This is a genomic window from Peribacillus muralis (genome assembly GCF_001439925.1).
Classification (GTDB): domain Bacteria; phylum Bacillota; class Bacilli; order Bacillales; family DSM-1321; genus Peribacillus; species Peribacillus muralis.
The window spans coordinates 1-19,031 of the sequence record NZ_LMBV01000034.1 but is presented as its reverse complement, the minus strand read 5'-3'; the positions used below and the strand labels follow the sequence as shown (position 1 = coordinate 19,031).

Sequence of the window (19,031 nt, the reverse complement as noted above, 5' to 3'; positions counted from 1 at the left end):
CTTGTCCTAATGCATTAGTTTATCCAAACTCGGCTTTTTAGACAATAAAAATGCCTGAAGTTGCGCCCACTTTTCCTGGACAAAAACTTACAATGTAAGAGATACATATATAAAGGAGACAAGTATGCCATGAATATAAAAGAATTATTATTATCCCAAATCGAAAAAGTCGTCATCGGCCTTCGATACGACTTCCTTTATGAAGATGATTATGGTCAATTATTATGCCAGGTCATAAAAAGGGATTCCGCCGGATCGATAGAAAGCACTCCCTTAAGTTTTCAGATTGAAATCGATGAAGAAAAAGGTACCGGGCGCCTTATCTATTACCAAGCCGAGGGGGAGATCGCTCGCCAATCCTTCAACATCGAAAAACCTGCCACCGTCGTTGAGATACTGACCTTCATAACTGGAGCCGTGGAGGCGTTTCCTACTTCCTAGGCAATTGATTCCATTGCGATTCATCAGGGGACTGATGATATTTCCCAGCATTCCTCCCCAGATTTCCAGACGAAAAAGTGCTATGATAAAGGTGTATATGTTTGTACTTTTAGGAGGTTTTTAGATTGGATTTTAGTAATTCGGAGCTTTTACATAAAGAGGCATTGGAGCATATCGTCGGCGGGGTCAACAGCCCTTCGCGTTCGTACAAAGCGGTAGGCGGCGGTTCACCGGTTGCCATGGATCATGCCAAAGGTGCTTATTTTTGGGATGTCGATGGCAATAAATATATTGATTATTTAGCTGCATATGGTCCGATCATCACGGGGCATGCGCATCCACATATTACGGAGGCAATCGTTAAAGCAGCAGAAACAGGAATTTTATATGGCACTCCAACAAAGCATGAGGTCAAATTCGCCAAAATGCTGAAAGAGGCCATACCGTCCCTTGATAAAGTTCGCTTCACCAATTCAGGCACCGAGGCAGTCATGTCGACCATTCGTGTGGCCCGTGCCTATACTGGTCGCGACAAGATCATCAAGTTTGCCGGCTGTTACCATGGTCACTCCGACCTTGTTCTTGTAGCCGCTGGATCGGGTCCGGCCACACTTGGAACACCGGATTCTGCCGGAGTTCCAAAAAGCATCGGACAAGAAGTCATCACTGTGCCCTTTAATGATATCGAGCCATTCAAGGAAGCATTGAGTAAATGGGGCAACGAAATCGCAGGCGTACTAGTTGAACCGATCGTCGGCAACTTTGGAATCGTCGAGCCAACCCCCGGTTTCCTCGAGGAAGTCATTTCCTTATCCCACGAGGCTGGATCATTAGTCATTTTCGACGAAGTCATCACCGCATTCCGGTTCATGTATGGGGGTGCACAGGACTTCTTGGGAATTCAACCCGATTTGACCGCCCTTGGCAAAATCATCGGCGGAGGACTTCCGATCGGTGCCTATGGCGGCAAAAAAGAAATCATGGAAACCGTCGCTCCCCTCGGCCCTGCCTACCAAGCAGGTACAATGGCAGGAAATCCGGCATCCATGCTTTCCGGAATTGCTTGCTTAGAGGTACTTAAAGAAGAGGGGCTTTACGACAAGCTTGACCGATTGGGAAAAATCCTTGAAGATGGTATCCAAAAGGCGGCTCAGCAGTATAATGTACCGATCACGATCAATCGCCTTAAAGGGGCCTTGACGATCTACTTCACGACGGAAAAAATTGAAAACTATGAGCAGGCTGAAAATACGGATGGGGAAATGTTCGCCAAATTCTTCAAACTGATGCTCCATCAGGGCATCAATCTGGCACCTTCCAAATACGAGGCGTGGTTCCTGACGATTGCCCATACGGAAGACGATATCGCTTATACTCTAAAAGCGGTTGAACATGCATTCAAAAACCTAATTCAAGAAACGACAACAGCATAATTATTCATTTTTTATACACCCCAGGATATTTTTCATTCTTGGGGTTTTCTTATACTCCGATAAAATAATCATTTAAATTAGTATATACGCCATTTGTTAACGGTAATCACCTTCCAATACAGCATCCAGCCAATTGTATAAAAAATTGATTTCAGAATATTGAAATGATATGATATCATTACATTTATATACATTTATACCCTTACTTTCAATCTATCAAGAACTTGGACAATTGTTCGGGTTTATTAATATTTCCCCAATTAAATCAAATGCTACAGGAGGTGAAGGGCAGAAAATAAGGGTAACCTTATTCAAGCCGCATATATGACCCAACAATGGACACCCGCTACATTCAATGAATTTCACAGGCAAGAACATGATGCCTGCGGAATCGTTGCCTGCATCGAAAAAAAGAAAATCCCTACAAACGAAAACATCTTTGCCTGCATCGATGCGCTCGTTAAAATGAACCATCGCTGCGGCTTTATCAATGGAGAAGGCGATGGCGCCGGAATCCATATTGATATTCCGCGGGTTCTTTGGAAAAAGAAGCTAAAAGCAGCAAACGTCGATCCTGAATTCGTCGATCAAGACGGCTTCATAGTCGGCCACTTATTTTTAAGCAAAAAAGCGGAAGCTCGCGACTTAAAGGTCGAAGTCAAAGAAAAGCTGCTTAAACATGGGCTTTCCTTAATCTTCGAAACGGATAAAGCGTACCGTTCGGAAGCCTTGGGACCAGTTGCGATTCAAGAGGACCCTGTGTTTTGGCAGTTTGCCTGTTCTTCCTCCAGCGTCAATAGTAAAGAGCTTTCAAATGTTCTTTTTGAGCTGACCTCAGACATCGAAAAAAGCAATTTCATCCATGTTGCATCCTTAAGCCAGCATCATGCGGTATACAAAGTGATGGGTGCCGGCGATACGCTCCCTGCCTACTACCTTGATCTTGCCGACCCATTAGCAGCATCCGCCATGACACTTGGACATAACCGTTTTTCGACCAATACCCTTTCAAGCTTCTTTCGGGTCCAGCCCTTCAGCGTGCTTGGCCATAATGGTGAAATCAATACGATCGCCAAATTACGTGATGAAGCAAAAATGATCGGAGTGCCCATTGCCAAAGACGGAAGCGACTCGCAGGATTTAAACAAGACGATCGAAACCTTCATCTGCCGGCATGGCTACTCTTTGTTTGAAGCCGTCGACCTTATGTTCCCGCCAATCATTAGCGAAATCAAGGAATATCCCAACCACCTACAAGACTTGTATACGTATTTACGGGAAGCATGGGGCCATTTCGCCCAAGGTCCGGCAGGCATCATATCCCGCTTCGGCGACGAAGCCGTGTTCTCTGTCGACTCTTTAGGCTTGCGTCCACTATGGAATATAGAAACGGAATCTTCCTATATGTTCACTTCAGAGCCCGGGATCATCCCTTCCAGTGAATTTACCGGAGATCCGAAACCGATGGGTCCAGGAGAAAAAGTAGGGTTGAAATGGGATGGCGACCGAATTGTAATGTACACTTACAAGGACTATCAGGAAAAAGTGTTTGAACTGTTCAATAATCGTTTCGTCCTTTCCGATGACCGCGTCCGCTTGCAGCCGCACGTTTTTGAAAAAATTGTCTCCATGACAAACATGCAAGCAATTCATAATGGTCAGTATAAAGCCTTTGGCTGGGAGAGGGAGCATGTTCAATTAGTGGAACAGATGGCCGAGAAAGGCGCTGAGCCCATTCGTTCCCTTGGTCACGATGCTCCACTGGCAGCTCTCAATCCTCAGCGGACCAACATTGCCGACTTCATAAAGGAAAGTGTAGCTGTCGTAACCAACCCAGCCATCGACCGGGATCGGGAAACTGAGCATTTCTCGACACGTACCATCATCGGAAAACGTCCTTCCCTATTTGAAGCGAAAAAGGCCGGCAAAGTTTACGAGCTGCCGACTCCCTTATTGATTGAAGGATTGACGGGCTATGATTGTTCATCCGCCCTTTCACAGCCAAGCTATGATCAATTCATTAAAGATAACCAGGACCAAAAACTCGTACACTTCATTTCAAGCACATTCAAGGAGAATGAGAGCATTTCAGATGCCCTGACCAGGATTACCGCTGAGGCGGTCGATGCAGTGGATGGCGGCAAGACGCTGCTCGTTTTGGATGATGCACACGCCCATCAAAATGGTCACCTCCTGCTTGATCCACACCTTGTCACTTCAGCTGTCGATCAAGCATTGGTGGTTACAGGCAAGCGTCGGGATTGCTCCATCCTATTACGATCGGCATCACTAAGGTCATTGCATGATATCATCGTCTCTTATGGCCTAGGAGCGAATTTGATCAGTCCGTATTATATGTTCCTTTCGTTATCTTCAGATGACTTAAAGGGGGTTACCAATCTATATAACTCCTTAACGAAGGGCCTCGAGAAAGTTATTTCCACCATCGGCATTCATGAACTCCGCGGGTATGGAAGGCTCTTCTCAAGCATCGGCTTACATGAGGAAATCGCGGCATATTTAAACGTGGCTAATTTCTTTGGTTCAGATGATTTAGATTATAATTTCGATAAAATCAAAGCTGATGCCATCCAGCGTGCGGAAGATTACAACAATGATAAGGAACGCATGGGAAAGACCTTTCATTTATTCCCAAGGATTTGGAAGTCTATTGGTGAAGTGGCTTCAACCGGCGACTATGACGCTTATCGCGAAAAGATCACCGAGCAAGAAGAATCCAATCCTACAGCGATCCGCCATTTAACATCTTTAAAAAATTCAGATACTCAGATACCATCTGAAAAAGTCAATCTTTCTATAGGTGAACAGGAACTTCCTTTCGTCATAGCCTCCATGTCCTTTGGCTCACAAAATGAGATTGCTTTCCGGGCGTATGCAGAGGCAGCCGAACGGCTAGGCATGATCAGCATGAATGGCGAAGGAGGAGAAATCAAGGATATGCTTGGCAAGTACCCGAAATCACGCGGACAGCAAATTGCTTCAGGCCGTTTCGGTGTCAACGCAGAACTCTTGAACTCTTCTAATCTTTTGGAAATAAAAATCGGGCAAGGCGCAAAGCCTGGTGAGGGAGGTCACCTTCCCGGCTCAAAGGTTACAGCGAAAATTGCGGAAGCGCGGAATGCAACGATCGGTTCCGATTTGATCTCCCCTTCCAATAACCATGATATTTACTCGATTGAAGATTTGGCCCAAATGATCCATGAATTGAAAACGGCGAACGATAAAGCGAAAGTAGCCGTGAAAGTACCTGTCGTTCCAAACATCGGTACGATCGCAGTCGGGGTTGCCAAGGCAGGTGCCGATATCATTACGCTTTCTGGTTTCGATGGCGGAACGGGGGCTGCCAGGATTCATGCACTCGCACATGTCGGTCTTCCAGTCGAGATTGGTGTGAAGGCGGCCCATAATGCGCTGCTTGAGTCGGGTATTCGTCAAAACGTTGAAATTTGGGCTGACGGCGGGTTAAAAAGCTCAATGGATATTATGAAGGTGATGCTGCTTGGGGCAAACCGCGTAGGCTTTGGTACCCTTTCAATGATTGCCGTCGGCTGTACGACATGCCGCGGATGTCACCTTGATACTTGTCATGTAGGCATCGCCACCCAAATCGAATCGGAAGCACAAGCGAAGGAGCACGGGCTGCGACGTTTCGTTCCCCGAAAATTCGATTTGGCCGTTCAAGGTTTAGTGAATATGTATAGTGCATTTGCCCAAGAACTTAAACTATTGACCGGTTCGCTCGGCGTGAAAAATCTTCAGGACATCGTCGGCCGTTCCGACTTGCTGCAGCAAGTTAAGGGGCAGCATTCACTGGATCTAACCTATCTATTAAAAAACCTGGATATTACGCCATTCTCCCATCAGGAAAAAGAGGCATATTTGAATGAGAGCTCAATGCAGGTTGCAGTTGGTGCTGAATACCTGGATTCCCATGTAGATGATCTACAGCAATCGCGAAGCTATAGCTCCATCACTTCGGAGCAGCGTGTACTCGGCAGCCGCGTCTCCTGTCACCGCGTTAGGGGCAGACTTGATGGATCGTACAAAAAACTCCCCCCTGTCCACCTATCCTACCAGGATGGTTCCATCCCGGGCAATGGACTTGGCGCTTACAATACGGAGGGCATTACGATCAGCGTGAACGGCGGCGCACAGGATGGAATCGGCAAAACTTCGATTGGCGGGAATATCGCCATCTTTAAATCTCCCGGAAAAAACGGGAATTTCTATAATGGATCAGTCGGCAAGGGCTTCGGATACGGTGCACAGCATGGTCTTCTCATCGCCCAAGGGGATGCCGACGCAAGGGCGGGAATCCGGCTTTCGGGAGCCGATATGATTATCGGTGGCTTATTGAAGCAACCCCTTCCAGAAAAAGAAACAGGCAATATAGCGGTAACTGCCAATATTAAAGGATTCGCTTTTGAATATATGACCAATGGGAGAGGTTTGGTTCTAGGTGATCCCGGTCCATGGATTTGTGCAGGCATGACCGGCGGTGTCGTTTATTTACGCCATCAGCCTGAAAATGGATTAACGAAAGACGTAATTAAAAAACGGGTTGCCAAAGGAGCAAAGGTCTCAATAGAGCCCCTGTCCGCAAAAGGCCAGCAGGATGTGGAAGAACTTCTGGGAAAATACACGACACTCTTGAGAGCTCATGGCCAAACCGAAGAAGCAATCTCTTTAGAGGCCCTGCTCCAAAATCCTGGAGAGCATTTCCTTCAGGTCGTACCAGTTAAGGAACAAGCGGACCCTGCTGTTTCCACGGAGTGAGGCATAACAAATATCGGTTCATTCAAAAAAACTGATGCTCGAGTATAAGAGCATCAGTTTTTTTTTAGTTATTTTCCGCTTGAATCATCAGCACCGGCAGAAAAGTAATAGTTGAAAACAATCATAAAATTGCCTATATTTTCTTTATATACTAAACTTGAATTTGGCTCTTGTAACCGTAAGGAAGACCTGAAGATTCTTTTTGTTTATAACCCATCATTTTAGTGTAAAGTACTACTAAATAAGTTAGAATACAACTTTAAGCAAAAGCCTATATATAAATAGTGCCTTTTAAATGACAAAGAAAGGATTAACCTATATATGAAGTTCGGTGCCCGCATTCTCAAAACAGGAATAGCAATCGTTTTAGCGCTTTATCTTTCGGAACTGCTTAACCTGCCTGCTCCTGTCCTTTCTGGGATTGCTGCAATATTTGCCATACAGCCGACCATTTACCGTTCTTATCAAACGGTGCTGGAGCAAATACAAGGAAATATCATTGGAGCTTTAGTTGCTGTCTCCTTCGTTTTGTTGTTCGGAAATGATATTTTTATAATCGGCCTTGCCGTAATGGTTGTCATAACCATCAATTTAAAACTGAAAATGGATAAAACGATCGTCCTTTCCATCGTGACGGTCATCGCCATTATGGAAAGCCAGGACGGGGAATTCTTGAATTTTGCTTTTATACGTCTCTCATCCGTTTTGCTTGGTATCGTCTCTTCCTTTATCGTGAATCTGGTTTTTCTCCCGCCAAAGTACGAAGCAAAGCTTTACACTCGGATAACAGATGTGACGGAAGATATATTGAAATGGATCAGGATCAGTACAAGACATGCTACGGAACATGCTTTATTGAAAAAGGACATCAGCCGCCTGAAGGCGGAGTTGCTTGACTTGGAACAAATCTATTCCATGTACAAAGAGGAACGGGAATATTTCAAGAAGAATAGCTTGGCTAAAGCTAGGAAGCTTGTCATATATCGGCAGATGATCATTACAACAAAAAAAGCGTTTGAAACCTTGAAGAGAATTCATAAATTCGAAAATGAGATATTTCAAATGCCTGAAGATTTCCAGCGAAGTATTTTCCACCAGCTTGATTTCTTGATTCGCAAGCATGAACAGTTGATTTTATTGCATATCGAAAAAATCAAATCAATCGGGGAGATCGAGGATTGGGATCAGGATTGTTTAAGTCGGAAAGAACTGTTAGCCCACTTTTTCGAGCAGCAAAATCATGTGGATGAAATGAATGACAATCTCGGTCACCTCTCTGCCCGTCTTGTACCATTGATTTCTTCCGTCATTGAATATGACGAACAATTGGAGCATCTTGAAAAGCTTATTGTCAGCTTCCAGTCCTTCCATAAGGAAGACAACGAAGTATCTGTCCAGTATGAAGAAGATTAAAAAAGACGGTTCCCGGGAACCGTCTTTTTCGCTTTTATTTAGAGAATGTCCCTCTTTCAATCATCCAAAAGATTACGATCTGCCGCATTTTCAATCGTTTCTAACTTCTGCATAAGATCCTGCAGTTCTTCTTCCGTGAATGAATTGAAGTTCTTCCCTATCGAACGGTTATGCTCCGCAAGCACTTTTCCTAAAATCTCTTTCCCCGCCTCTTTCAATTCAAGGTTGATTACCCTGCGATCACTTTCTGATGGCTGCCGTTTCACATAATCCATTTCCACTAACTTATCTACAAATACGGTAATCGCACTTGGCTTTACGGTTAAAAAGTCAGCCAGCTTGGTCGATTTAATCGATCCCTCTTTTTTTAATATCAATAATATGAAAAACTGAGGCGACGTTAATCCATAAGGCTGAAGATTTTTTGCTACGATTGCCCGTAGCTTTTTCCTAATCCGGAAAATTTGCATTTCTATACTATTCGTTACTTCCCATTTAAAATCCAGCCTTCTCACTCCTTATAGGACAATCCTACCTCTTAAATTAAATTAAACGGCATTACATTGTCAACCTTTCTTACCATATATCCTTAAAACTTAAAAAAATTTAAATTTATCCCAAAAATTTGTATTTATTTCCCACCAACTTTCGGAATAAATTACATGACAAAAAATAATTAAACTGGTAAACTCTTTACTTATTAATGTTAATACTTATAAAAATTAATATTTATTAAAATTAATAATAAACATGTGGTATAGGGGGCAGGAATCAGCTAATCAAGGCAAATAATGAAAATGACGCAATATAAGTTATAGGTATCAATCATCAATATTTTTTGGAGGCGAAACAAGTGAATAGAGGACGTTTAGTTTTAATCAATGTCATTGGTTTGGTTATTATATTAGCAGTTGTAGCTGGTGGGGCTTTTTACTATTATGAAAGCACGAATTTCATTAAGACGGATGAAGCAAAAGTGACAGGAGATTTATATACGATTGTGGCGCCTGCTGCCGGTAAATTAGCAGATTGGGACTTAGAAGAGGGTAACAGTGTCAGCAAAAAAGCTACAGTAGCTAATGTAACAACTGCAGAAGGAAAAGAAACGGTTAAAACAGCAGAGCAAGGTACAGTCGTTAAAACACAGGTACACAATGATCAGCTAGTTCAAGCAGGTCAAACATTGGCTCAAACCATCGATATGAATGATTTATTCATTACAGCCAATATAGAAGAAAATAAATTGAAGAATATTGAAAAAGGTGACAGTGTCGACATTATCATTGATGGAGATTCCGATACCGTTTTCGAAGGTACATTGGAACAAATCGGGTATGCAACAACATCCGTCTTTTCAGTGATGGGCAATCAAAACAGCAGCGGAAACTATACGAAAGTCACTCAAAAAGTACCAGTTAAAATTTCCATTAAAGCACCATCAGATAAAGTTCTGCCTGGTATGAATGCAGAAGTGAAGATTTCAACTAATTAATAAGCTACACAGTTATACAGAAAGGAGGTTTTCCTTAAATGGCTTCTCAAACAATCTCAATAAACGAAAACAAGGGCATGAAGCAGTTCGTCCCGATGTTAATTATCATAATGCTTGGTTTATTCATGGTCATTTTGAACCAAACCCTGCTAAGTGTCGCCATGCCGAGGATGATGGCCGAGTTTAATGTAGCTGCGACTACGATTCAATGGTTATCAACTGGTTTCATGCTTGTAAACGGGGCTTTAATACCACTATCAGCGTTTTTGATAGAACGGTTTGGCACGAGAGTCCTTTTCCTGGCTGCCATGTTTCTATTTACGGTCGGTACACTCATTTGCGGCCTAGCACCAAATTTCCCCGTCATCCTCACAGGCCGATTGATACAGGCGGCTGGCGGAGGAATCCTGCAGCCATTGGTTATGACAATCATTCTTTTTGTCTTCCCGCCAGAGATGCGCGGAAAAGGAATGGGAATTTTTGGTTTAGCCATCATGTTCGCTCCTGCCATCGGACCTACTTTGTCCGGTTGGGTCATTCAGGAATACAGCTGGAGGGTCATGTTCTACGCAATGGTTCCATTAGGCGTGGCCATCATAATCCTAGCCTTATTAAGTATGCGGAATGTAGCAGAGCCAAAGAAAATCAAATTGGATTTATTGGGTGCTTCCCTATCCTTGATAGGTGTCGCATCACTTCTATACGGTGTCAGTGAAGCAGGCTCGAAAGGCTGGACGGATTCCATCGTTCTCGGGACGATCATCATTGGACTCATCCTGCTGACGCTATTCGTGATGCAACAGCTAAAATCGGAAACACCAATGCTCGACTTCCGAGTGTTTAAATATGACATGTTCGTACTGTCGAATATCATTTCGGCCATCGTTACAGTTGCGATGTTTACCGGCATATTCTTATTGCCTATTTATTTACAGACGCTAAGAGGATTTACACCTGTTCAATCAGGACTGTTAATGTTACCAGGAGCCCTTGTAATGATGGTGATGTCACCCATTTCAGGAGCACTATTCGACAAATTCGGTCCACGTCCATTAGCATTGGTAGGTTTGGCAATCACTGCCATCACTACCTACGAATTCGCTACATTGACTACAGAGACAACCTATTCAACTTTGGTCATCATCTATGCCATCCGTTCCCTTGGAATGTCCATGCTGATGATGCCGATCATGACAGCCGGGATGAATCAGCTGCCGAAGTATTTGAATACCCATGGTACGGCGATGAGCAATACGCTGAAGCAAGTAACCGGAGCCATCGGTACCAGCTTCGTTACAACCGTATATACAAATCGCGCCACTTTCCATGGCACTTCATTGGGAACGGAAATGAGTACGAGTGACCCTGCGTTTGTTCAGAATTTCCAAACAATCGTCCAATCCATCATGAGTAACATGAATCAAACGAGTGAGCAGGCACGGGAAACGGCATTATCATTGATTTCCACCCAAATCCAAGGTCAAGCAAATGTAATGGGAATCAATGATGCATTCTTTTGGGCAACAGGCATCGCGGTTGTCGGAATCGTACTCTCACTGTTTTTACGTGACGTCCGTAAGGATAAAGTAATCCAACAAGCTAGAGAAGAAAAATTGGATGTTCCTTTGCTGCCTTCACCAATGAAAAAATCGGTTTAATCATACGGAGGGATTTCAATGAAAATCTATGTTGTATACGACAGTGAAGGCAATCACACGAAAGCACTAGCCGAATCAATAGCTCATGGAGCCGCTGCGGTTCCTGGGGCTGAGGTTCATCTTGACCATGTAAATGAGGCGGATGTTTATAAGCTTCAGGAAATGGATGCCATCATCTGGGGCTGTCCGGGCCATTTCGGCACCATTAGTTCGAGTTTGAAAGCGTGGATCGATAAACTTGGGTATTTATGGGCAGAAGGGGCGCTCATCAATAAAGTGGGTGCTGTATTCTGTACAACCGCCACGGTACACGGTGGGCTTGAGGCGACCATGCTGAATCTAATCACCCCTATGCTTCATCAAGGCATGATCATCGTCGGCTTGCCCGGCACCGTTCCTGAAAACGCCTTGTATGGATCCTACTATGGTGTCGGGATAAGCTGCCCGCCCGGAGTGGAAGATAACATTTCCAAAAATGACTTGCAGCTTGGGGAAGCACTGGGTAAACGGGTAGCCCATGTCACCCGTTCATTCACAAACGAGCTCTAGGAGGCTTGATTCAATGGGCTTAATTTTAATAATCATCATCGTTGCGATTTTAGCGATTACGGGCTTGATCACCTTCAATATCAAAACCTTATCTCCTGAAGATAAGCCGGTTGTTAAGGACGATGATCCATCCTCCGAATCCGCTTCACCTTCTGATGATGAGCTTGATACAGAGATCATCATCGATACAGACAACGATGAATTGAAAATGAAAGATCAGGATTATCGTTTGGCGCTTTCCAAGCTGCATAAGCAAACACCAAACGATGAAACACCAGCAGACGAAAAAAAAACTAACGTTCGTAAAATGAAAGACGCAGAATTCCGGGGGACTTTGAAAGATTTCCAACAGAATGGCGACTGACATCCACGCATTCCCCAGTGGCATATGAACCACTGGGTTTTTTTTCTTTAAGTCGTGTCAGCCTTTGTAATCTCTTTGGTCATAACCATTTGCCGCACGATCGGCGGACCGCATTTACTTATTTTTCTGGTTGACAGTTACCCACAAAAACTTTAAGCTTAGGACACGTAACACAAACATTTTTTTAAACTCAGCTATCGCTGAGAGACGGAATTTTAAAAGGATTTCCTTTTTTCGTTCGTCACTTGCCTTTTTGGCAGGTGGCGATTTTTATTTTTATAGGGGTGAAAAACATGCAACTATTGAAGTATTCCATAATGGTGTTAATTGGCTCGATTTCATATGGTACTTTATCGACGATGATGAAGTTCGGGTTCATGGATGGCCATTCGTCCAGTGAACTGGTCGGCAGTCAATACCTTGTAGGTTGGCTGATCGTCTCCATTTTATTCCTTTTTTCGTTTAAATATAAAGTGTCTTGGAAAAGTGCCGGATTGCTATTATTTACAGGCATGATGTCCACTTTCGTCGGAAAGGCATATGCCGTTTCCGTATCAGAGCTTCCTGCTTCGATTGCCGTTGTCTTTTTATTTCAATTCACATGGATAGGTGTCATTATTGAAAGCTTCATAAACAAAAGACGTCCGGCTAAAAATAAACTAATTGCCATTTTCGTTCTGTTTATCGGAACATTATTGGCAGGGGCGATTTTTGGGCAGCCGCTCTCAGAACTAAGCTTAAAGGGTGCATCGTTCGGAATGTTATCCGCGCTGCTTTTTGCACTTTATATGTATTGCAACTCTAAATTCGCAGTTGGCGAATCCTCGATGAAACGTTTGTTTTTCATTGCGACGGGTGCGATGCTGACTGCTGTCTTCACGACTAACCCTGTAACACTTGTTACGAACATTGTGCAAACGAACCTATGGTACTATGGACTGTTGCTCGGCATTTTGGGTGTATTGGTTCCTTTCTTTTTCTTTGCTGTAAGCATGCCGAAAGTGGGTGTCGGGCTTGGAACGATTCTTTGTGCGGCTGAATTGCCTTCGGCCATGGTCGTTTCCGTCATCTTTTTGAATGAACAAGTTACGTCGCTGCAATGGTTCGGGATGTGCTTGATCATGTTCGGCATCGCCCTGCCTGAGGGCTTGAAGCATCTGCCGCAATTCCTTCCTCGTAGAAAAAAGGCGATGCATGAAAACGGAGTTTCGTGATGGGCACGATACTTTAGCTCGTTGAACATATGAAAAGCTAATCTGCAATAATAGCCTAAGACTGCAGACAAACTCGATAACCATTGAGCTTGTCTGCAGTTTTTTTAGGCTGTTCCGCTCCACTCCACTTTGCATGAATTGTATTGTATTGTATTCGTTTCATTTCACTGCAGGCGATCCCTTATCCAGAGGCGGTCCTGGAATCCTCCTCGGGAGCATGACTATGATTACGACTGACACAATCATTCAGATGAAAAAAAAATCAAAAAAAGGTTTCGGAGTTTGACTTCCGAAACCTTTTTGTCTACAAACTGACTATTCTAATGGCCTTTCTTCTGTGAAATCTTTGAATCCAAACTCCTTTTTTAGGAATCCAATTGCTGCACTTGAAATAAGCTGTAATAATTTCCTTGTTTTTTCATTAGCTCTTCGTGCGTTCCGATTTCGGTAATTTCCCCATTATCGATATGAACGATCCGATCTGCATGGGTAATCGTTGATAAGCGGTGTGCCACGATGATCGTGGTCCGGTTATTTGCCAAAATGTCCAGCGCCTCCTGGATATAATGTTCACTTTCTAAGTCCAAGGCTGATGTGGCTTCGTCCAGGACGAGTATAGGTGGATTTTTCAGAAAGACTCTCGCAATGGCCACCCGCTGCTTTTGCCCACCGGATAATTTCACTCCACGCTCGCCTACCTTCGTATCGTACCCCTCTTTTAAACCGATGATAAAGTCATGGGCATTGGCCGCTTTTGCCGCTTCAATGACTTCCTCATCACTTGCATCGGGCCGGCCCATCAGGATGTTGGCCTTAACCGATTCACTAAATAAGATATTATCCTGCATCACCATGCCAATTTTGTCTCTTAGGCTGCGGACTTGAAAGTTCCGGATATCTGTTCCATCCAATAATACCCTTCCCTCCGTCACATCATAGAAACGAGAAATCAAGCTGACGATCGAGGATTTCCCGCCGCCGCTCATCCCGACCAGCGCAATCGTTTCTCCAGGCAAAACATCCAAATTTATATGTTTTAATACAGGTGCCTCCTTCTCGTCATATGCGAACGAAACATCCTCGAAGGTGATATGGCCATCTACATGTTTCAACTCCTGCGCCCCTGGTTTATCATCGATATCATACTTCTCATCGACGAACTCAAAAACCCTGTCCATTGATGCCAATGTTTGGGTCATGGTCGTCGAAGAGTTAACTAATCGTCTGAGCGGGTTATAAAGCCGGTCTATGAAGCCGACGAACGCTACCATCGTCCCTAAAGACAATTGATCATGAATGACCTGATATCCGGCAAATCCTATCACGAGCAAAGGTGCTATATCCGTAATCGTATTGACGACAGCAAAGGATTTAGCATTCCAGCTCGTATGCTTCAGGGCCTTATCCAGGAAATTCTTATTCTGCTTCGCAAACAGTTCCTGTTCCCGATCTTCTATCGCAAAGCTTTTGATGACTGACATCCCTGAAACCCGTTCATGAAGGTGACTCTGTACATCCGCTAAGGCTTGGGAGCGGACCCTGGTATAGGTTCTGAGCTTGCCGAAGAAGTGCTTGATCGAGAAAGCATAGAACGGAAGCATGATGATTGATACAATCGTTAATTTCACATCCATCTTGAACATGATGGCTATCACGATCACAATCGTGGCGATATCAAGCCAAAGGTTCATCAAACCCGTGATGACAAAGTTCTTCGTTTGTTCCACATCCGTGATCATCCTAGAGATGACCTCTCCCACTCTTGTGTTCGAATAATATTTAAAGCTTAGTTTCTGTGTATGAGTAAATAAATCATTTCGGATATCATATAAAATTTTCGTACCTGTCCATTGGGCGAAATACTGGCGGTAATATTCAATTGGCGGTCTTATCGCAACAAAAATGAAAAGCATGATGCCCATAACCCATAAAAGGCGTTCTGATTTTACGGCCTTTGAGAGATCTCCATTCCCAATGATGTCATCCACGATATACTTACTGAGCAGTGGCAGCAGCAGCGGGATCGCGAACTTTAACAGACCGATTAAAACCGTCCCGATTATCTGCCATTTATAAGGTTTGACAAAATGTAAATATCTCTTAATACTCTCCACGGAATCCCTCCATTTCTAAGGTTCATTCGCCAAAACTCATGCTAAAAAAACCTGAATGTTTTGTTTTATTATATTTCCCTTCCGAAGGTGAACTATCAAACGGATTTGATTTATTACCATCCACATTGATTAAAGATAACCTTGGAAAAATGAATACCTTACACACTAGAAAAAGCCTGCTCATTAAACAGCAGGCCTTTACTATCATCGATAGGTCAAGAAGCGTTCATACCAACTATCAATGAACTCTGCGGAGAATGGTCCCTTTCGCTGGCGTATCATATAAATTAAATAGTCTACGTTCTGTTTCAATATTGAATCGATGGCATCCGGGTAATTCATTTCTTTCCGATGCCTTTCATATTCATCCTCATCCAGCAAATTAAACGTCATATCAGGGAATACTTTAATGTCCAGGTCATAATCAATGTATTTCAATGCTCCAGAATCGTATGTGAACGGTGAACTGATGTTGCAATAATAATAAACACCGTCCTCTCTCAACATACCGATAACATTAAACCAATACTTTGAATGAAAATAGCAAATCGCCGGCTCACGCGTAATCCAGGTCCTTCCATCTGATTCCGTCACCATAGTACGGTCATTCGCCGCTATCATCAGATTTTGAGTCCCTTTTAAAACGGTTGTTTCTTCCCAGATACGATGGATATGTCCATTATGTTTATAGCTATGGATTTGGATTTTTCCTCCTTCGGTAGGAACAATCCCCATTTATCTCTCCCTACTTTCTATAGACACCCTGTCAGCGTACTGTGCCCTATTCCGTTTGCAGTTTTTGTGTTAGTAGTATATATACTTTTTTCCATTTACCCTATATTCCTATATTATAGCGATTTATTCATAAATTTAAAACAAAAGTGGCTAATCTCCGCGTGGAAATGTGTAAAAAAGTCAAAAAAATCTGACCATCCACCCATTATCACTAAGAAATTAGCCAATGCTTTTATCGTATAGCCGCCTGGTGCTGCTGAAAATAACGGATGACTTCTTCCGTTTGACTCTCGAACCGATCATGGATCTTTTTTAATTCTTGCTTCTTGAGTTGAATCTCTTCTTGAATGGTGATTGCTTCACTTTCTTCTTGCAAGGCTAGTAGCTGCTTCTCTATATCTTGGCATTTCTCGATTTCCGATTGTAAAAGTAAAAGCTTATCCATCGTTTTCAACTGGTTATTTATCAGCCGGTTAAATTCCTCCATGAATGCACCTTCCCAATCTGTTTTTTTCTACATATGGTTTATATTTATATTCGATTTTCAATTGGACTTCTCCTTTGACATAAATTGTAAACACAAAGAAACATTTGTCGAAACCAATGAAGAAAAAAATACATCCTCCATAAAGTTGGTGCCTCAGATCGTAGACTAACTCGATTATATGTATAAGTTCTCTGCAGACGGTCAACCCCTCTATTCTCCACAGGAGGATCTATACTTAAACCGTTCACTGCAGCCGCTCCCTTATCCAGAGGCGGTTGGGGGACCTCTTCGGCGCTTGCGCCTGCGGGGTTCTCCCCTAAAGACCGTATTTCCCGTACGAGTCTCGCACACCCGCTCCAATCCACTCTGAAGGAAGCTGTAAGTTAATAAATCTATTACCCACAGGAGGATCTATAATTGGACCGTAGCTTTCCACTGCAGGCCCTCCCTTTCCGCTTTTCTCGCAGGAGTTTCACACCTTTCGTTTCATTCCCCTTAGCGTGAGCCATTCAAAGCCCACAGTTGGAGGGTGTGCTTGAAACGTGGTGCTGCACTGTAATGAGTTGGTTACACTAAGTTAGACAATTATTTCAAGGTCAGTATAGGGTAACCAAACTACGAAATAGAGTTTGACTAAACGTAAGCGTGGACATTCACTTAAGAATTCAAAGGACAAATGAAATGATAAGAGAGTACGACCTGACTTTCTCATCATTGAATAAACGGATCAGACAACATCTCAAGATGGATTCCTTTCACAAGTATGACGATGTGAATCAAGAACCTCTGTCCATCAAAATCAAAAAGGTTCAGATTGTCTACAAACGAAAAGCACCCTTCAAGAGAAGGGTGCTTCGTTTTTGTATCAGCAATTAGCCTTGGCTTTTATTGCTTTGAGATTTTTGGTTTTGTTTTTTTACTTCTTGAACATTTGTTTCAGAAGCAAACTCAGTGCCGTATTGGCCTTGACCTTGTTGAGAAGCTTGGTTTTGTTTTTTCACTTCTTGAACGTTTGTTTCAGAAGCGAATTCAGTACCGTATTGACCTTGACCTTGTTGAGCTTGCCCGTTTTTGTTCTTTACATGTTGGATGTCAGTACCTGATTGCGTTTTGTTTTTAGCCATTGATATCACCTCCACGATAATAAGATAACCATCATTACCGTGTGTTATCCGGCTAAATTTTTCCAGTTTTATTATACGAGCAACGAAATGCCTCCATCAACGATGATGGTTTGCCCACGAATCATGCTAGATCCATCTGAAATTAAAAACAGGATGGTATTTACCATATCTTCCACTTCGACCATCCGACCAGCAGGAGTCTGTTCTGCAGCCTCGGCAAGCATTTCATCCCGATTCGGGAACGATTTCAGGGCATCCGTATCGATCACACCGCCTGAGACGGCATTGACACAAATGTTCTTCGTCGCCAATTCAACCGCTAAATATCTTGTTAATGCTTCAAGCGCAGCTTTGGAAACACCGACAGCCGTATAATTTTTCAAATAGCGAATCGAGCCAAGTGAACTGATGCTGACGATTTTCCCGCCTCCGTTCCTTTCCATCAATTTTGCAGCTTCCTGAGCGCAAAAAAGGAGTGCTTTCGTATTGATATCCATAGTCCAGTTCCAATGTGATTCTTCCAGCTCCATCAATGGGCGCTGTACGCCTGATGCCGCATTATTGATGAAGATATCCAACCGTCCATAAAAGGCATCGATTTCCTCGAACATGCTTTTCACCTTTGCCACGTCGCCTACATTCGCCTTCACTACAAGAGCTTTACGCCCCAATGCTTCAATTTCAGCTGCCACTTCTAATGCTTTCGACTTGCTTCGGGCATAATTAATAACGAGGTCGTAACCTTCCTCTGCAAGCTTGATTGCCGTGCTTCTTCCTAAACCTTTACTGCTGCCTGTAACGAGCGCTACTTTTTGTTCCATTCGTTTATTCTTCCCTTCTGAGTAAACACCGAATTATAAAAATCAAGTTAAAAAGGAGTGTTACTGTTTATGTATGTTGGACGTGATATGACAGAGTTGTCGATGATGAAAAAATCGGATTGGGAAAATAGCGAGCTTGCCTATTTTCATCACTCCCTACAACAAATGGTACCTTATTTAAACCAAGAAGGACAGAGTATCCATAGCGAAATCGTCAAAGAAATCGAAAATAGGGGCGGCCTGACTAGACAGGAAGCCGATTATACACATGGAACGAAACAGGTTTACGATTGATGTTAAAGAAAAAGAGGATATCTTTGTAAACTGGCTCCCATGTCAAAGACACATATAAAAAAAGAGGTTACGCTACTTGAAGATGATTCCTATAT

At 43.2% G+C, this 19,031-nt stretch carries 16 protein-coding genes; 10 read left to right on the top strand and 6 right to left on the bottom strand.

Annotated features, from left to right (window positions below; genetic code table 11):
• Positions 1-129: 129 nt before the first annotated feature.
• From ASU00_RS22445 to ASU00_RS22430, 4 genes are all read left to right on the top strand, one after another.
• The gene (locus tag ASU00_RS22445; protein WP_057915674.1) at positions 130-441 is read left to right on the top strand and encodes a hypothetical protein; all 312 of its coding nucleotides are present in this window, start codon (positions 130-132) and stop codon (positions 439-441) included.
• Positions 442-566: 125 nt separating this feature from the next.
• Positions 567-1,874 (top strand): glutamate-1-semialdehyde 2,1-aminomutase, encoded by a 1,308-nt coding sequence (locus ASU00_RS22440; RefSeq protein ID WP_057915673.1) that lies wholly within the window; start codon positions 567-569, stop codon positions 1,872-1,874.
• A gap of 324 nt (positions 1,875-2,198) precedes the next feature.
• Positions 2,199-6,671 (top strand): glutamate synthase-related protein, encoded by a 4,473-nt coding sequence (locus ASU00_RS22435; RefSeq protein ID WP_057915672.1) that lies wholly within the window; start codon positions 2,199-2,201, stop codon positions 6,669-6,671.
• A gap of 321 nt (positions 6,672-6,992) precedes the next feature.
• Positions 6,993-8,084, top strand: coding sequence for an FUSC family protein (locus ASU00_RS22430; protein ID WP_057915671.1), 1,092 nt, complete (start codon positions 6,993-6,995; stop codon positions 8,082-8,084).
• Positions 8,085-8,140: 56 nt separating this feature from the next.
• Here the strand turns inward: ASU00_RS22430 and ASU00_RS22425 are convergent, their stop codons facing one another.
• A complete protein-coding gene (locus ASU00_RS22425; RefSeq protein ID WP_057915670.1) occupies positions 8,141-8,599 on the bottom strand; it encodes a MarR family winged helix-turn-helix transcriptional regulator in 459 nt (152 codons plus the stop codon).
• Positions 8,600-8,937: 338 nt separating this feature from the next.
• On the opposite strand from ASU00_RS22425, the gene ASU00_RS22420 reads away from it, so the two are divergent.
• From ASU00_RS22420 to ASU00_RS22400, 5 genes are all read left to right on the top strand, one after another.
• On the top strand, positions 8,938-9,576 hold the full coding sequence (locus tag ASU00_RS22420) for an HlyD family efflux transporter periplasmic adaptor subunit (protein ID WP_057915669.1): 639 nt from the start codon (positions 8,938-8,940) through the stop codon (positions 9,574-9,576).
• A gap of 53 nt (positions 9,577-9,629) precedes the next feature.
• Entirely contained in the window at positions 9,630-11,234 is a 1,605-nt protein-coding gene (locus ASU00_RS22415; protein ID WP_413783542.1) for a DHA2 family efflux MFS transporter permease subunit, read from the top strand.
• Between the two features lie 18 nt (positions 11,235-11,252).
• Positions 11,253-11,783, top strand: a complete 531-nt coding sequence (locus ASU00_RS22410; protein WP_057915667.1) for an NAD(P)H-dependent oxidoreductase — start codon at positions 11,253-11,255, stop codon at positions 11,781-11,783.
• Positions 11,784-11,796: 13 nt separating this feature from the next.
• Positions 11,797-12,147 (top strand): hypothetical protein, encoded by a 351-nt coding sequence (locus tag ASU00_RS22405; protein WP_057915666.1) that lies wholly within the window; start codon positions 11,797-11,799, stop codon positions 12,145-12,147.
• A 293-nt stretch (positions 12,148-12,440) separates the two neighbouring features.
• Positions 12,441-13,361, top strand: a complete 921-nt coding sequence (locus ASU00_RS22400; protein ID WP_057915665.1) for an EamA family transporter — start codon at positions 12,441-12,443, stop codon at positions 13,359-13,361.
• Positions 13,362-13,726: 365 nt separating this feature from the next.
• On the opposite strand, the gene ASU00_RS22395 is transcribed toward ASU00_RS22400, so the two are convergent.
• From ASU00_RS22395 to fabL, 5 genes are all read right to left on the bottom strand, one after another.
• Positions 13,727-15,475, bottom strand: a complete 1,749-nt coding sequence (locus ASU00_RS22395) for an ABC transporter ATP-binding protein (RefSeq protein WP_057915664.1) — start codon at positions 15,473-15,475, stop codon at positions 13,727-13,729.
• Positions 15,476-15,679: 204 nt separating this feature from the next.
• Positions 15,680-16,210, bottom strand: coding sequence for a nucleoside tri-diphosphate phosphatase (gene ntdP / locus ASU00_RS22390; protein WP_057915663.1), 531 nt, complete (start codon positions 16,208-16,210; stop codon positions 15,680-15,682).
• A gap of 232 nt (positions 16,211-16,442) precedes the next feature.
• Positions 16,443-16,697 carry a YgaB family protein gene (locus ASU00_RS22385; protein WP_057915662.1) on the bottom strand — a complete coding sequence of 85 codons (255 nt, stop codon included), beginning with the start codon at positions 16,695-16,697 and terminating at the stop codon, positions 16,443-16,445.
• 872 nt (positions 16,698-17,569) lie between these two features.
• Positions 17,570-17,821: a gamma-type small acid-soluble spore protein gene (locus ASU00_RS22375; RefSeq protein WP_057915660.1), complete on the bottom strand. Its 252-nt coding sequence runs from the start codon at positions 17,819-17,821 to the stop codon at positions 17,570-17,572.
• A gap of 71 nt (positions 17,822-17,892) precedes the next feature.
• Positions 17,893-18,642 (bottom strand): enoyl-[acyl-carrier-protein] reductase FabL, encoded by a 750-nt coding sequence (gene fabL, locus ASU00_RS22370; RefSeq protein WP_057915659.1) that lies wholly within the window; start codon positions 18,640-18,642, stop codon positions 17,893-17,895.
• A 69-nt stretch (positions 18,643-18,711) separates the two neighbouring features.
• On the opposite strand from fabL, the gene ASU00_RS22365 reads away from it, so the two are divergent.
• A complete protein-coding gene (locus tag ASU00_RS22365) occupies positions 18,712-18,936 on the top strand; it encodes a hypothetical protein (RefSeq protein ID WP_057915658.1) in 225 nt (74 codons plus the stop codon).
• The last annotated feature ends 95 nt before the right edge of the window (positions 18,937-19,031 follow it).

What these genes read in the sequence shown, in the direction of transcription:
- ASU00_RS22445 (WP_057915674.1), top strand. Translation starts at nt 130, where the DNA reads ATGAATATAAAAGAATTATTATTATCCCAAATCGAAAAAGTCGTCATC.
- ntdP (WP_057915663.1), bottom strand. Translation starts at nt 16,210, where the DNA reads ATGGGGATTGTTCCTACCGAAGGAGGAAAAATCCAAATCCATAGCTAT.
- fabL (WP_057915659.1), bottom strand. Translation starts at nt 18,642, where the DNA reads ATGGAACAAAAAGTAGCGCTCGTTACAGGCAGCAGTAAAGGTTTAGGA.
- ASU00_RS22405 (WP_057915666.1), top strand. Translation starts at nt 11,797, where the DNA reads ATGGGCTTAATTTTAATAATCATCATCGTTGCGATTTTAGCGATTACG.
- ASU00_RS22435 (WP_057915672.1), top strand. Translation starts at nt 2,199, where the DNA reads ATGACCCAACAATGGACACCCGCTACATTCAATGAATTTCACAGGCAA.
- ASU00_RS22410 (WP_057915667.1), top strand. Translation starts at nt 11,253, where the DNA reads ATGAAAATCTATGTTGTATACGACAGTGAAGGCAATCACACGAAAGCA.
- ASU00_RS22365 (WP_057915658.1), top strand. Translation starts at nt 18,712, where the DNA reads ATGTATGTTGGACGTGATATGACAGAGTTGTCGATGATGAAAAAATCG.
- ASU00_RS22385 (WP_057915662.1), bottom strand. Translation starts at nt 16,697, where the DNA reads ATGGAGGAATTTAACCGGCTGATAAATAACCAGTTGAAAACGATGGAT.
- ASU00_RS22375 (WP_057915660.1), bottom strand. Translation starts at nt 17,821, where the DNA reads ATGGCTAAAAACAAAACGCAATCAGGTACTGACATCCAACATGTAAAG.
- ASU00_RS22430 (WP_057915671.1), top strand. Translation starts at nt 6,993, where the DNA reads ATGAAGTTCGGTGCCCGCATTCTCAAAACAGGAATAGCAATCGTTTTA.
- ASU00_RS22400 (WP_057915665.1), top strand. Translation starts at nt 12,441, where the DNA reads ATGCAACTATTGAAGTATTCCATAATGGTGTTAATTGGCTCGATTTCA.